The 12,340-nt window shown below is 68.2% G+C and carries 10 protein-coding genes; 2 read left to right on the plus strand and 8 right to left on the minus strand.

The window, feature by feature from the left end; genetic code table 11:
- Positions 1-229: 229 nt before the first annotated feature.
- Positions 230-898: a hypothetical protein gene (locus tag VF584_22940; GenBank protein HEX8213050.1), complete on the plus strand. Its 669-nt coding sequence runs from the start codon at positions 230-232 to the stop codon at positions 896-898.
- A gap of 713 nt (positions 899-1,611) precedes the next feature.
- On the opposite strand, the gene VF584_22945 is transcribed toward VF584_22940, so the two are convergent.
- From VF584_22945 to VF584_22960, 4 genes are all read right to left on the minus strand, one after another.
- Positions 1,612-2,259: a hypothetical protein gene (locus VF584_22945; protein ID HEX8213051.1), complete on the minus strand. Its 648-nt coding sequence runs from the start codon at positions 2,257-2,259 to the stop codon at positions 1,612-1,614.
- Positions 2,260-2,354: 95 nt separating this feature from the next.
- A complete protein-coding gene (locus VF584_22950) occupies positions 2,355-2,672 on the minus strand; it encodes a hypothetical protein (protein HEX8213052.1) in 318 nt (105 codons plus the stop codon).
- Positions 2,673-3,072: 400 nt separating this feature from the next.
- Complete coding sequence (locus tag VF584_22955; protein ID HEX8213053.1) at positions 3,073-5,217, minus strand: hypothetical protein; 2,145 nt, start codon at positions 5,215-5,217, stop codon at positions 3,073-3,075.
- 416 nt (positions 5,218-5,633) lie between these two features.
- The gene (locus VF584_22960; protein HEX8213054.1) at positions 5,634-5,840 is read right to left on the minus strand and encodes a cold-shock protein; all 207 of its coding nucleotides are present in this window, start codon (positions 5,838-5,840) and stop codon (positions 5,634-5,636) included.
- Between the two features lie 398 nt (positions 5,841-6,238).
- Between VF584_22960 and VF584_22965 the strand changes: the two genes are divergently transcribed.
- Complete coding sequence (locus VF584_22965; GenBank protein ID HEX8213055.1) at positions 6,239-7,567, plus strand: amidohydrolase family protein; 1,329 nt, start codon at positions 6,239-6,241, stop codon at positions 7,565-7,567.
- A gap of 104 nt (positions 7,568-7,671) precedes the next feature.
- Here VF584_22965 and VF584_22970 read toward each other — a convergent pair whose 3' ends face one another.
- The 4 genes from VF584_22970 to VF584_22985 all read right to left on the minus strand — a co-directional run bounded on the left by VF584_22970 (position 7,672) and on the right by VF584_22985 (position 12,335).
- On the minus strand, positions 7,672-8,745 hold the full coding sequence (locus VF584_22970; GenBank protein HEX8213056.1) for a polysaccharide deacetylase family protein: 1,074 nt from the start codon (positions 8,743-8,745) through the stop codon (positions 7,672-7,674).
- Between the two features lie 67 nt (positions 8,746-8,812).
- The gene (locus VF584_22975; protein HEX8213057.1) at positions 8,813-9,463 is read right to left on the minus strand and encodes a TetR/AcrR family transcriptional regulator; all 651 of its coding nucleotides are present in this window, start codon (positions 9,461-9,463) and stop codon (positions 8,813-8,815) included.
- Between the two features lie 330 nt (positions 9,464-9,793).
- Positions 9,794-11,428 carry a phosphoenolpyruvate carboxykinase (ATP) gene (pckA, locus tag VF584_22980; GenBank protein ID HEX8213058.1) on the minus strand — a complete coding sequence of 545 codons (1,635 nt, stop codon included), beginning with the start codon at positions 11,426-11,428 and terminating at the stop codon, positions 9,794-9,796.
- Between the two features lie 247 nt (positions 11,429-11,675).
- Complete coding sequence (locus VF584_22985; GenBank protein HEX8213059.1) at positions 11,676-12,335, minus strand: hypothetical protein; 660 nt, start codon at positions 12,333-12,335, stop codon at positions 11,676-11,678.
- Between the last annotated feature and the right edge of the window lie 5 nt (positions 12,336-12,340).

Raw genomic sequence — 12,340 nt, forward strand, 5'->3', positions numbered from 1 at the left:
TCGACCATAGTACGCGCGTAGGAGCGATGCCCTTGTAGAACCTGCACCGAAACAACAAACTGGTACCTACGCCTAAACTGAGTTCATCCGGACGTCCAATCCTTGTCACCCGAGCGGCATGCCTCAGGACCAACAGAACCAACTCCCGATTAGCGCCGACGCGATAGCGGGAACTTTAGCACACATCGCTGCCGCAGAGGGAGATACAGCTGTGGTCGCGGTACTAGCAGTGGCTGAACCGGAATTGATCGTCACGGGATACGATAATTACGACGGCGGTGTGGAGATTCTAACGCTGTACCTGAAGCTTCCCACCGAAATCTACGCGCGGCTATTCCGACGTCGTGAGGAGATTGAAAAGAGCATACTTCCCATGCTCCATCCCCTCATCAACTCTTATCCAGGTTACTGGGCTGCGGGGGCCTCGATCTGCGCCGCGCAAACTCCGCCTGCGAACTGGCGCGAGTTAGCCAAGGCCTGGTTGGCCGGAGAGGGGACAAACAACCAAGGTCGCGTCAGATCAGACAATATCGCCTCACGGACCTGTGATGGCCTGCTCTTTCGATCGCAACCTGAAATTCACCTGTACCGAGCATTGAAGTCGGCCGGCGTTTCTTTCGCACCCCTTCCTGTTTTCGTTCGTGGTGGTCAGGAATATCGGCGCATTGAGCCTGACTTTGTGATAGTGCAAAACGGCCTCATCGCCGTTGTAGAGGTGGATGGGGACACTGTTCATCAAGAGACTCCCGTGGAGGCGCATACGCGGACGACGATGTTGGTCCATGAGGGGGCTCACGTCGAACGAGTGCGTGCATCCGATTGTGATACGGCTCAGAAGGCGGAGAGATGCGCCGCAACGATACTTGCGACTCTAGCTCGGATTCGCGCCGCACGCTGAAAGGACCCGTTGGCGCAGGTGGGTTCACGCTCCAGGCCTAGCGTCACTTACTTGTACCTCACTTCGCCCAAGCCACGTTTGTAGCGGCGCGCCGTTCCAGGTTGCCGCCAGCGAGTAGGCGCCGCCCTGACCGTCACGTAGTTGGGCTGCAGGAGACGGGGCGACGGAGGTGGCCTGTGCCAACTGTGCAGTTGCACTTCCGATTACTACCGACCCGGCGCCCGCCCGCGCTGCGGAGGTAGCCATATCTCCAATGCCGGAACCGTCCCGACGCCAGAAACGGGCTTGAGCGGAGCGGTCCGGAGATCGTTGAGCACACGCGCTGTCCACGGGTACCGCTGCGGCTGCGCTTGGGGACCGCCCCGCGGACGTCGGACGCGCATCGCGCCAGTCGCGCTGGCGGTGTCCCCGTGCAGTCGCCGAAGCAAGAGCAACTCATGCACCGCACGCGAAAGGTCGTCCGCGTTCCCCGTAGCCGACAGGAGGATCACGTCACCCGGCTTGGCCGCGGCGCGCCGGAGGATCTGGAACGGAGCACCCGTGGGTAGCGCGTCGACCAGAGCCACCGTCACCGGGATCCGGGTGGGGCGCCCGGCGGCGTGCGTCTGCTGCGCCACAGCTTGGGGGACGGCGCCCATGCCCACAACGAGGAGTACCGCTGCGAACCGACGCCCGAGCTTAGTCAATCTTTTACTCACGCTGAGAGTTCGAACTTAGTCGCAAACCGTGGCGTAGCCTTCCCAATACACCTCCCAAGTAACGCCATTGTCATAGGAGATCTCAATCAACACGTACTCGGTCCGGCACGCGGGTTTGTCACCTTCGCCTCCACCGCCCCCATCCGTGCTTCCTCCAGAATCCGGTCCCGGGCAACCCGGATCGTCGGTCGGCGAATAGGGATCGTAAGGGTCATCCTCGAGCTGGTGGCACATTCCTCCATTCTCGTCGCCGTTGCTGTCGTGAGGCACAATACGGCCAATCCTATCAACGATCCGTTCCTTAAGTACATACGACGTGATCCCGCTCGGGCGCCTGATCGGCTTCCTCCAGCAGGCGACCACGATACCCGCTGCGAGCCATTCCACACGTTGGAGGATTGCTTCCACCGGGACCACGCCACCCTGCGGCCGGTAAAACCCCTGCCCGGTAAAGCCTTCGCTAGACCGCTGCCAGAAGACGTTGAAATAATAGCCTTTGAACTGCGTGAGTGATCCGATGAGCAGTACCCCGCGGTAAGGCCCTGGCCGCCACGTTTCGGGGCAGCGGGTCGGCTCCCAACCTTCGCCGGGTTGCGCGGTTGCATGCACCGCTGAGAGGAAGAACGCCAGCAGGAAGTAGGCAGAGCCAAGCGCGACGAGCATTCATGTGGGCACCATAGATGAAGCGGGCAGTCGGAATGGCACGTATGGCTGCTGAACGAGACCCCGCTCTTCGAAGCAGGGTCTCGTCGCTGTCGCTACCGGCCGGCTTGCATCCGCGCTAGCGCGAGCTGCCTGCCGGGAATTTCAGAATCTCTGTAAAGGGCCTCTGTGGGCATGGTATACCAGTACGGCACCCACACCTCCTCCAGCACCGCCTGGAGGTCCGGATCATCGAAGTGCACGAGCTTGGGGGGTCCGTCTTCGCTAGCCGGATCCCCGTATTGAAAATAGGACAGCATCTCCGCGCGGTCTTCGGGCGGCAGCATGGAGATAAGCCGCTCCAGCGCCACTACATCGAAGATGTACATGACGTTAGCCTTATCAGAAGCAGGCATCTGGTACGATGCGTCCACGACGTACGTCCTCCGACTTGGACCGCTCGGTACGCTCATGAGCGAGCCTCCGCTTCCGTGTTCGCACGCCCCAGTCGCAAGCAGAATCGCAAACGTGAGGCACAGCACCGGTCGTCGCATACGCACCTCGTGCTCGAGTGCTTGTTACGTTCCCTAGGCTTGAATCACTCTCCCCAGCCGTTCAGCGAGTCGCAGAGTGGCCGAGTGCCACCCGGCCACCACGGTGCGACGGGGCGTCGCCTCTACTCCCGCTTTACGGCGCCAAACAGAAATGTAATCGCATATTAGAAATTCGTCTGGAACTAGTCAACTGTTCAGCGCGTGGTAGTACTGCGCCCCACCCGGTCCCGTTATCCCTCCATCGTGCTTGATGCCTCGCTGAACCCGCACCAGCCACACCCTACTTATACCGCACCAGCGCCCACGCCACGCTCGGCAGCGGTGCGCCGTTCCACGCGGCGGCCAGCGAGTAGGCGCCGCCCTGGCCGTCGTCGTCGATGAGGAGGTAGTTGGGGCTGCTGGAGACTGGGGAGACGGAGGCGGCGTTGCCCCAGACTTCGGCGACGGCGCCGTAGTTGACGCGGGTGGCGGTGCCGCCGGTGCGGAGGACGGCGGGGGCTCCCCACCCCTGCGTCGGGTTGGGCCCGGAGGAGGCGCTCAGGAAGGCGCGGTTCTGGAAAACGTCGCTCGCGCTGGCGTCGTCCACGGCCTGGCTGAGGGTCCAGGTGAGGAGGGCGCTCCCCGGCTCCCAGCCGGCGCCCAGCAGCGGGCGGACGCGCGCGGCCAGCCCCTCGCGCCGCGCACCCGACGCCGAGTAGCCGTACCAGCCGTCCAGCGAGCCGCGCACCACCGCGGCGAGCGCGGCCTCCCACGTTGCGCCCTCGCGCACCATGCGAGTGGCCAGATCCAGGCAGAAGCTCGCGGCGCTGGCGTAGCCCTGCGAAAAGTTGTCGCGCGTGCTGGCGGCCAGGAGCGCGTACGGCGCGGACGCGGGCTGCTCCACCGCGCGCGCCCAGTCCCAGTTGGAATTGGGCTCGATGCGCAGGTAGCGCCCCACGAGCCACCACCCCAGCAGGTCGGCGGTGCCCTCAATGGACCAGGTGGCGCCGGTCTGCCACTCGTGCGCACCGGCGGGGCGCGTGTCGGCGGCGTACTGCGCCTGCCAGGCGTGCGCGATCTCGTGCGAGATCAGGCGGAGCGCGCTGGCAGAGCTCGGCAGAGGTGTGGCGAGGTTGAGATGGGTGACGGAGTGGACGCGCCCGTTGACTTCGGCGGACTCGCTGAAGCCCAGGTAGGCGGAGTTGTCGCGGGCCGCCAGCACCAGGAGCTGGCCGGACCCGGCACTGGTGGTGGGCGCGTTGGAGGTGATGACGCGGCGGTACATGCCCGCGCCCTCGGCGGCGAAGAAGCGGAGGGCGCTGTCCGCGCGCGCGAGCCATGAATCCGCGCCGCCATCGGCCGCCTGGCCCTCGGCGGCGGCGAGCACCAGGCCGCCGTCGTACACGGCGACGACCCTGGCGGTGAGGAGCGTGTCGACCGACGGGTCCATGGCCCGGAAGCGGTCGCCGACGCGCCAGAGGGTGGAGCGGGCGAAGACCCGGGCGTCGCGGTCGGTGGCCTCCGCGCCGGCGCCGGAGAGGCTCGACCGCATCCGCTCCGGCGCGGGGGCGTGCGAGTAGCTCGGCGCGAGCGATGATGCGCGGGCCGCGGTGCCGTCGCCGCGGACGGTGACGGTGTAGCGCGCGGGGCCGTTGAGGTAGCCCTCGTACCCGCTCTGCGCGCGCGCCGCCTGGCGCGTGTCGACGAAGGCGAGGGCGTAGCGCGCACCCGGCTCCGGTGCCAGGAGGAGGCAGTGCGCGGCGCGCGGGGTGAGCTGGAGCGCCTGCCCCACCGCCAGCTTCACCTCGCCGCGGCGGCGGCGGAGCACTTCGATGCCGGCGGCCACGTCGGCGCCCTGCACCCGGAGCGGCTGGCGCGTGGCCCCGGCCGAGCAGTCCGGCGCGTCCATTGAGGGGAGGGTGACCAGGAGGGTCGAGCTGTCGCCGCCCACGAGTTGCGCCGGGGTGCCGCCCACCATCACCGAGCCGGCGGCCAGGGCGTCCATGCGGTAGCCGCGCAGCCGCAGCGTGTCGCCGTCGCCCACCGCGCCCGTGCTGACCGCGACGATGGCGGGACGGCGCGGGCGCACCTGCACCGTCACCACGGCCGGCGCCGATCCGAACGCCGTTACCTGCAGCGTCGCCGATCCCGGCGCCGAGGCCAGGATGATGCCGCGGGCGAGCGCCGCCGCGTCCAGCACGGCCGCTTCCGTCAGGTGCCGTGCCTCCGCGCGCAGCGAGAGCGCGGGGGTGCGGGTGCTCTGCCCGTCCAGGGTGGCCGTGAGCGCCGCGCTGTCGCCCAGCGCCTCCAGCACCACGCTCGTCTGGTCCAGCCGCAGCGACGGAGCCGAGCCGGCGCCGGCGCTGGAGGGACCCGTGGGGTTCCCGCACCCGGCGAGGAGCGAGGCGGCGATTCCGAAACGGAGTGTGGCGAGTGAGCGGCGCATGATCGTGGCGGCACGGTGTGGCCGAACAGGGAAGGCGGGAATCCCGCACCCCCTCCGTCAGGCAACCCGCGAACCGTTCCGCCACAAATCGTAACCTGTTGTCGCTCAACCACATAACGACCGGAGCACGCGTGGCGAAACTGTACGCCGATCAGACGGCGCCGCCACCTATCGAGACCAAACTCATTACAACACATCCACTTACATGATATGGTCAGTAATTGGACGGACGCATGGGTGAACAGCCCAACGTGAACACCCGAAAACGAGCGTGTGTCTCTGCGGCCTTTCCTGGTTGTCTCTGTGTCTCCGTGTGAGCCCCGCTGTTGCCGGTGCCTGAAGACGCAAAAAGGGCCGCCCCTCTCGGAGCGGCCCTTCTCGTTGCGCTGCCTTCGTCCGAAGACGATGGAAGTGCTTCAGACCGGGGTGACGTTCTCAGCCGCGGGGCCCTTCTGGCCCTGAACGACGTCGAACTCGACCTTCTGCCCCTCGGCGAGGGTCCGGAAACCCTGGGCCTGGATGGCGGAGTGGTGCACGAAGCAGTCCTTGTCGCCGTTGTCCGGCGTGATGAAGCCAAAGCCCTTGCTGTCGTTGAACCACTTCACGGTTCCGCTGGTACGCATTCTCCGAACTCCAGTTGTTTGTTACCGACTGCCGAGGTGCGGATTGTCCGTACCAACCGACCGCCTGTGTTCTGCGGGTCTTACGCCCCCCGCTTCGGGCGCTCGCGACAGATATGAAAACGGGAACCGGACTGTTGCGTCCAGGTTCCCATCTAACACTGGAATCAGCGTCGATTGGTATCGACGTCTATCGCGCTCAACAATATCGCGCGAAAGTTCCGCCCTGTCAAGAATTTTGTTGTCGCGCGCCGCACGAGGCGCTCGAACGGCATCTCTGTATCCGCGCATCCCGTTGCGATGAATGCCGTTCCGGGGCGTGATCCTTTCGGCGGCGGACGGACGTTCGTACCTTGCGCGCATCCGCAGCAGGCCAGAACGCCCATCGATTCGGAGGGATCGTGACCCGCGCAACGCTCGCCCTGTCGCTCGCCGCGGCCATCGCCGCACCCCTCGCCGCGCAGCAGCCGCGGGCCACCAACTACCCCGTGCGCGGCACCGGCACCGTGGTGCTGCACGCCGCGCGGCTGATCGACGGCACCGGCGCCGCGCCCATATCGAACGCGGTGGTGGTGGTGACGAACGACCGCATCGTGGCCGCCGGGCGGCGCGGGAGCGTGGCCGAGCCCGCGGGCGCGCGCGTGGTGGAGCTGGGCGACGCCACCCTCCTTCCCGGCTTCATCGACGCGCACGTCCACATCATGGGCCGCACGCTGGGCGACCCCGCGGGCGACGACGCGGCGGTGCGCGACTTCCCCGCCACCGCGGCGATCCTGGGGGTGGAGAACGCGCGGCGGACGCTGATGGCCGGCTTCACCACCGTGCGCAACGCCGGATCGGAGGACTTCTCGGACGTGGCGCTGCGCAACGCCATCAACCAGGGGATCGTGGTGGGGCCGCGCATCCTGGCCAGCGGCCACGCGGTGGGGATCACGGGCGGCCACTGCGACGAGAACGGCTTCCGGCCGGGGCTGCTGGAGGGCGACTACCGCCGCGGCATCGCCAACTCGCCGCACGAGGTGGCCGCGGCCGAACGCTACCTGGCCAAGTACGGCGCCGACGTCATCAAGATCTGCGCGACGGGCGGCGTCCTTTCCGAGGGCGACGCGGTGGGCGTGCAGCAGCTCTCCGACGAGGAGCTGCGCGCGGCGGTGGAGGAGGCGCGCCTGCTGGAGCGCAAGGTGATGGCGCACGCCCACGGCGCGGAGGGCATCCGGGCCGCCGTGCGCGCGGGGGTCGCCTCCATCGAGCACGGCTCCTTTCTGGACCAGGAGGGAGCGCGGCTGATGAGGCAGCGCGGCACCTACCTGGTCCCCACCCTCAGCGCGGGCGAGACGGTGCTGCGCGCGGCCGACTCCGGCGTCCTCACGGGCCAGCGGGCGGAGAAGGCGCGCGCCGCCGGCAACGCCATGCGCAACACCAGCCGCATGGCGGCGCGCCTGGGTGTGCCGATCGCCCTCGGCACGGACGCGGGCGTGGGCGCGCACGGCGCCAACGGCCACGAGTTCACGCTGCTGGTGGAGTGGAGCGGCCTCACGCCGATGCAGTCGATCCAGGCCGGCACCGTGAACGCGGCGCGCCTCCTGGGTGTCGACCGTGAGGTGGGGACGCTCGCCGCGGGGAAGATGGCCGACATCGTCGCCGTCCCCGGCGATCCCATCCGCGACATCCGCGTGATGGAGCGACCGGTGTTCGTGATGCGCAGCGGCGTGGTGCACAAGCAGCCGTAGCATCCCAAAAGCCTCACACAGAGAACACAGAAGGAACAGAAAGCCACAGAGAAACCCTTTTGCGGTTCTCTCTGTGGCTCTGTGTCTCTGTGTGAGCCCCGTTGTTAGCGAGGCGCGCCGGGGTCGCGGATCCAGTTGAGGACGCCGGGGCTCAGGTACCGCAGACGTCCATCGCGTCGGGTGACCAGGGCGTAGCTGATGACTTCGCGGCCGGGGCCGTGGTAGCGCCGCATGTGCGCGCCCAGGGCCACCGTCACCGTGTCGCCGTTGATGCGCAGGTTCTCGCCGAGGGGGCGGATGGTGTAGCTGCGGCCCTCCGCATCGGCGGAGATGGCGAAGATCTGGATGCTGTCGGGGACCGGGGCGCCGCGCGCGGTGAAGGAGACGGTCTCCGCGACGGCGCCGTCGGCGAAGAGCGGCTCCAGGATCGGGCGGTAGTCCGCGCCGCCGAGCACGTAGTCGCGAAAGAGCGCGGGGTCCACGGCGGGCATGATCAGCATGCGCGGAAGGAGCGCCGAACGGCCGTCCCAGTAGCCGGGGTTGACCGTGTGCAGGTAGCGGAAGCGCTGCCCGACCGCTTCGGCCACTTCGGGGAGGTAGTGGCCGAAGGGGAAGGCGAAGTCCAGCACGGAGGGCGCCGTGCGCGCGCTCTCCCCCGTCATGCCTGCTGAGCGGGCGAGGGTCGCGGCGACCTCGGTGACCGACGTGGCCATGCTGCGGTGGTCGTAGCCGTGCGGCGCGATGCGGTGGCCGGCGCGCGATAGGCGCACGAGATCGTCGGGCGAGAGGAAGTTGCCTGGCTCGGCGCGGGTGCGGTTCGGGATGACGAAGAAGATGCCGCGGAAGCCGTAGCGCTCCAGCAGGGCGGCGGCTCCCAGCGCGGATTCGCGGTGGCCGTCGTCGAAGGTCAGGATCACCGGGCGCCCTCCGGGCGTGCCCGCCGCTTCCGGGAAGACGGAGCGGAAGCCGTTCTCCCTGAGGAAGCGGAGCATCGCCTCGAAGCTCGCGTACGACTCGGTCATGGAGCCGTCGCCCTCGGTGAGATGGTCCTTGAGGTTGTGCCAGGTGAGCACCGGGATCCCGGTGCTCGGCCGCGGGGCGGAGGGCGCCGGGGCCGTCGCGCACCCGGTGGCGAGGAGGACGGCGAGCAGCAGGGTGCGGGCGGAGCGTAGCAGCATGCGCCGGATGGAGCGGGTGACCGTAAAAGGAAGCGGGCCGGGAATCTCTCCGGGCCCGCTTCTTCGGTCAATGCGCGGCGGCCAGCTCCGGCGGCACCGCGTCGCCCGCGCCGGGGACGCCGGTCAGGTAGTCGACCAGGGCCCGGCGCAGGCAATCGACGAGCTGCGGGATGGGGACGGGGACCCCCAGCTTCACGGACTGAAAGAGCATCCCGTCGCGCGCCGCCAGGATCAGCCCGGCGGCGTGCTCGGGGGGGATGTCCAGGCGAAAGACGCCCTCATCCTGCCCCCGCTGCACCAGCGCGGCGAGTGCCGACAGGTACGCCTCGTGGCGCCCCTGGATGTTGGCGCGCACCGCAGGGATCTCTCCGGCGGAGAGCCACAGGTCGACGACGGCGCGGCGCGCGGCGTTGTCGTGCGGGTCCTGCGACGACTGCTTGTAGCTCTCCAGGAATTCGATCAGCTGCTGCTGCGCGCTCACCCCCTCGCGCGGGGCGAGGATGGAGATCTGCGTCTCCAGGTAGCGGTCCGCGATGGCGAGGAGGATCGCTTCCTTGCTGTCGAAATACGGGTACAGCCCGCCCTTGGTGAGCCCCACCGCCTCGGCGATGGTCCGCATGTTGGTGCCCGCGCAGCCATGCTCGGCCAGGCACTCCACGGCGGCCTGGAAGATGGCCTCCCGGCGGTCTTCGCGGCGCTCCTCGGTGATTCTCGGCATGCGGACGTTGCGCTTGCGGCGGGTGAGCGGGTGAATACGGCGGTTTCCACCCACTCCATTGGTACGCTGCCTCCCGCCATAAAGCAAGAGGAGCAGCAGTGAGGGGGAGAACTCCGTGGGTAGCGCGCAGATCCGGTAGGGGCGCGATTCATCGCGCCCGCCGTCGCCCCCACATCGACCCCCGCCCCGCACACCCGAAGTGGTAGGGGCCGCCCCGCGTGCTTGCCCGTGCCTTCTACCGTGCCACTCCGCCCCCATGCACGCCAAACGCCCCTCCCCCAGCAGTTTGGGGAAGGGGCAGCGAGGAACGAGCGGGGAGAGGGGCCCGCGTTACGCCGGCTTGGGCCCCGCCGTGCGCACCGCCTCGGGAACTCGGTCGGCGAACTGCTCGAAGTTGGCGATGAACTTGTCCGCCAGCTCGCGCGCCTGCTTGTCGAAGGCGTCCTTGTCCGCCCAGGTGTCGCGCGGGATCAGGACGTCGGAGGGGACGCCCGGGATCTCGGTGGGGATCTGCAGGCGGAAGAAGGGCGACTCGGTGGTCTCCACGTCGTCCAGCTCGCCGGCGAGGGCGGCGCGCACCATGGCGCGGGTGTAGGAGAGCTTCATCCGCGAGCCCACGCCGTACGGGCCGCCCGTCCACCCGGTGTTCACCAGCCACACGCGCGAGCCGTGCTCCTCGATGCGCTGGCCCAGAAGGTCCGCGTACACGCCGGGGTGCAGCGGCAGGAAGACCTGGCCGAAGCACGCCGAAAAGGTGGGCTGCGGCTCCTTCACCCCGCGCTCCGTACCGGCCACCTTGGCCGTATAGCCGGAGAGGAAGTAGAACATCGCCTGCTCCGCCGAGAGCCGTGAGATCGGGGGGAGCACGCCGTACGCATCGGCCGTCAGGAAGACGATGTTGCGCGGGTGCCCGCCCTGCGCCTCCGGGACGAAGTTGGCGATGTAGTGCAGCGGGTACGAGATGCGCGTGTTCTCGGTGATCGAGATGTCGTCGAAGTCCACGCGGCGCTTCTCGTCCACGATGCAGTTCTCCAGCACCGTGCCGAACATGCGCGTGGTGGCGTAGATCTCCGGCTCACCCTCGGGCGAGAGCTTCACGGCCTTGGCGTAGCAGCCGCCCTCGAAGTTGAAGATCCCCCGGTCCGTCCACCCGTGCTCGTCGTCGCCGATCAGCCCGCGCTCCGGATCGGCCGAGAGCGTGGTCTTGCCGGTGCCGCTGAGGCCGAAGAAGAGCGCCGTGTCGCCGTCCGGCCCCACGTTGGCCGAGCAGTGCATCGCCAGCACGCCCTGCTTGGGGAGCAGGTAGTTGAGGATGCTGAAGATGGACTTCTTGAGCTCGCCCGCGTAGCGCGTCCCCCCGATCATCACCTCTTTCGCGGTGAAGTTGACCAGGATGAAGGTGCTGCTGCGGGTGCCATGCTTGGCCGGATCGGCCTCGTACTCGGGGGCGTGCAGGATGGTGAAGCCGGGGACCATCGCGTCCAGCTCCGCGTCGTCCGGACGGCGGAACATGTTGTTGGCGAAGAGGTTGTGCCACGCGTTGGGGGTGATCACCCGCACGGCGAGGCGGTACTCGGGGTCGGCGCCGGCCCACATGTCGCGCACGAAGAGGTCCTGCCCTTCCAGGTGGCCGAGCACTTCCTCGCGCAGCGCCGCGTAGTGCTCGGGGGAGATGGGCTGGTTCACCTTCCCCCACCACACGTCCGCCTCGGTGTTCTCATCGCGCACCACGAACTTGTCGTTGGGCGAGCGGCCGGTGTGCGGCTTGGTGACGGCGTTGAAGGGGCCGCCTTCCACCAGGATCCCCTCCTGACGGCGGATGGCGTGCTCCACGAGCTCGGTGGGGGTCAGGTTCCAGAACACGGTTCCGGGGTTGCGGATCCCGTGGTTGTCCAGCCCATGCCGGCTTTCGCGCCCGAACGCGGGTGCGTCCGAGGAAGGGTTCAGCGTCGTGGCCATCGGCATCCATCTCGTGTCGTGAGTGCAGCACGCCCCCAGCCCAATGGTCGGCCGGAGGCGGTGGAGAGGGGACACTGTAGCATTCTGCGCCGGAACAGGCAAGGTGAGCGCGATTCACCACATAGGATGCGCGGCGGCGTGAGAAAAGCCTCACACAGAGAACACGGAGGAAACTGCAAGGCGCAGAGACGAACCGCTCTGGCCGTCCTTGCTGTACCCCCCCGTGTTTCTGTGTGAGGCTGCTGTTGCGGGATCAGTCGCCGTGCGGAGAGCCGATCTGGCGCGGACCCTCGTAGAGCTGGAGCGTGTAGTCCGACCCGGTGAGGTAGCCCGGGATCTTGCGCGGGTTGAACACCGAGAGCGAGGCGATGGCGCCGCCCGTGTACCACGACGGCGCCTCGGTCACGCGCAGGTGGCAGCCGGCGAGCACCAGCCCGGCGGTGGGGACGTCGTTGCTGACCAGGGTGCACCCGCCGCGCGCGGTGACCGGCCCCTCGGGGAGGTCGAAACGCACGTAGAACTCCTGCCGCAGGTCGGGCGGAAAGCGCGGGTCGGTGATGCGCGCGCACGCCGTGGCCGTGCCGATGCGGCGGGCGCTGCGGTTGACGATGCGCCCTTCCGCGCCGTTGGATGCCTCGGAGTAGAGCACCGCCCCGAAGCGCACGTTGGAGGTGAAGCCCGCCGCCGCACACACCGCCGGGTCCGGCGTCACCGAAGGGTCCTCTTCGGAGCGGAAGCGCAGCACCTGCACGCCGTCGCGATTCGGGCCGCCACCCTCGTCCGCGTTGGCCGCCGCGCTCAACACGGGCCCGGCCGGCAAGTCCTGCTGCACCGGCGAAGTGCGTCCATCGTCACATGCCGCAAGGGCAAGCACCAGCGCCGCGGCGCCGAGGGAGCGAGAGATGGGATTCATTTTTT

This window comes from Longimicrobium sp. (assembly GCA_036389135.1).
GTDB lineage: Bacteria > Gemmatimonadota > Gemmatimonadetes > Longimicrobiales > Longimicrobiaceae > Longimicrobium.

Excerpts from the sequence above, each read along its gene's own strand:
- VF584_22945 (HEX8213051.1), bottom strand. The coding sequence starts at position 2,259 with ATGCTCGTCGCGCTTGGCTCTGCCTACTTCCTGCTGGCGTTCTTCCTC.
- VF584_22955 (HEX8213053.1), bottom strand. The coding sequence starts at position 5,217 with ATGCGCCGCTCACTCGCCACACTCCGTTTCGGAATCGCCGCCTCGCTC.
- VF584_22960 (HEX8213054.1), bottom strand. The coding sequence starts at position 5,840 with ATGCGTACCAGCGGAACCGTGAAGTGGTTCAACGACAGCAAGGGCTTT.
- VF584_22970 (HEX8213056.1), bottom strand. The coding sequence starts at position 8,745 with ATGCTGCTACGCTCCGCCCGCACCCTGCTGCTCGCCGTCCTCCTCGCC.
- VF584_22975 (HEX8213057.1), bottom strand. The coding sequence starts at position 9,463 with ATGCCGAGAATCACCGAGGAGCGCCGCGAAGACCGCCGGGAGGCCATC.
- pckA (HEX8213058.1), bottom strand. The coding sequence starts at position 11,428 with ATGCCGATGGCCACGACGCTGAACCCTTCCTCGGACGCACCCGCGTTC.
- VF584_22985 (HEX8213059.1), bottom strand. The coding sequence starts at position 12,335 with ATGAATCCCATCTCTCGCTCCCTCGGCGCCGCGGCGCTGGTGCTTGCC.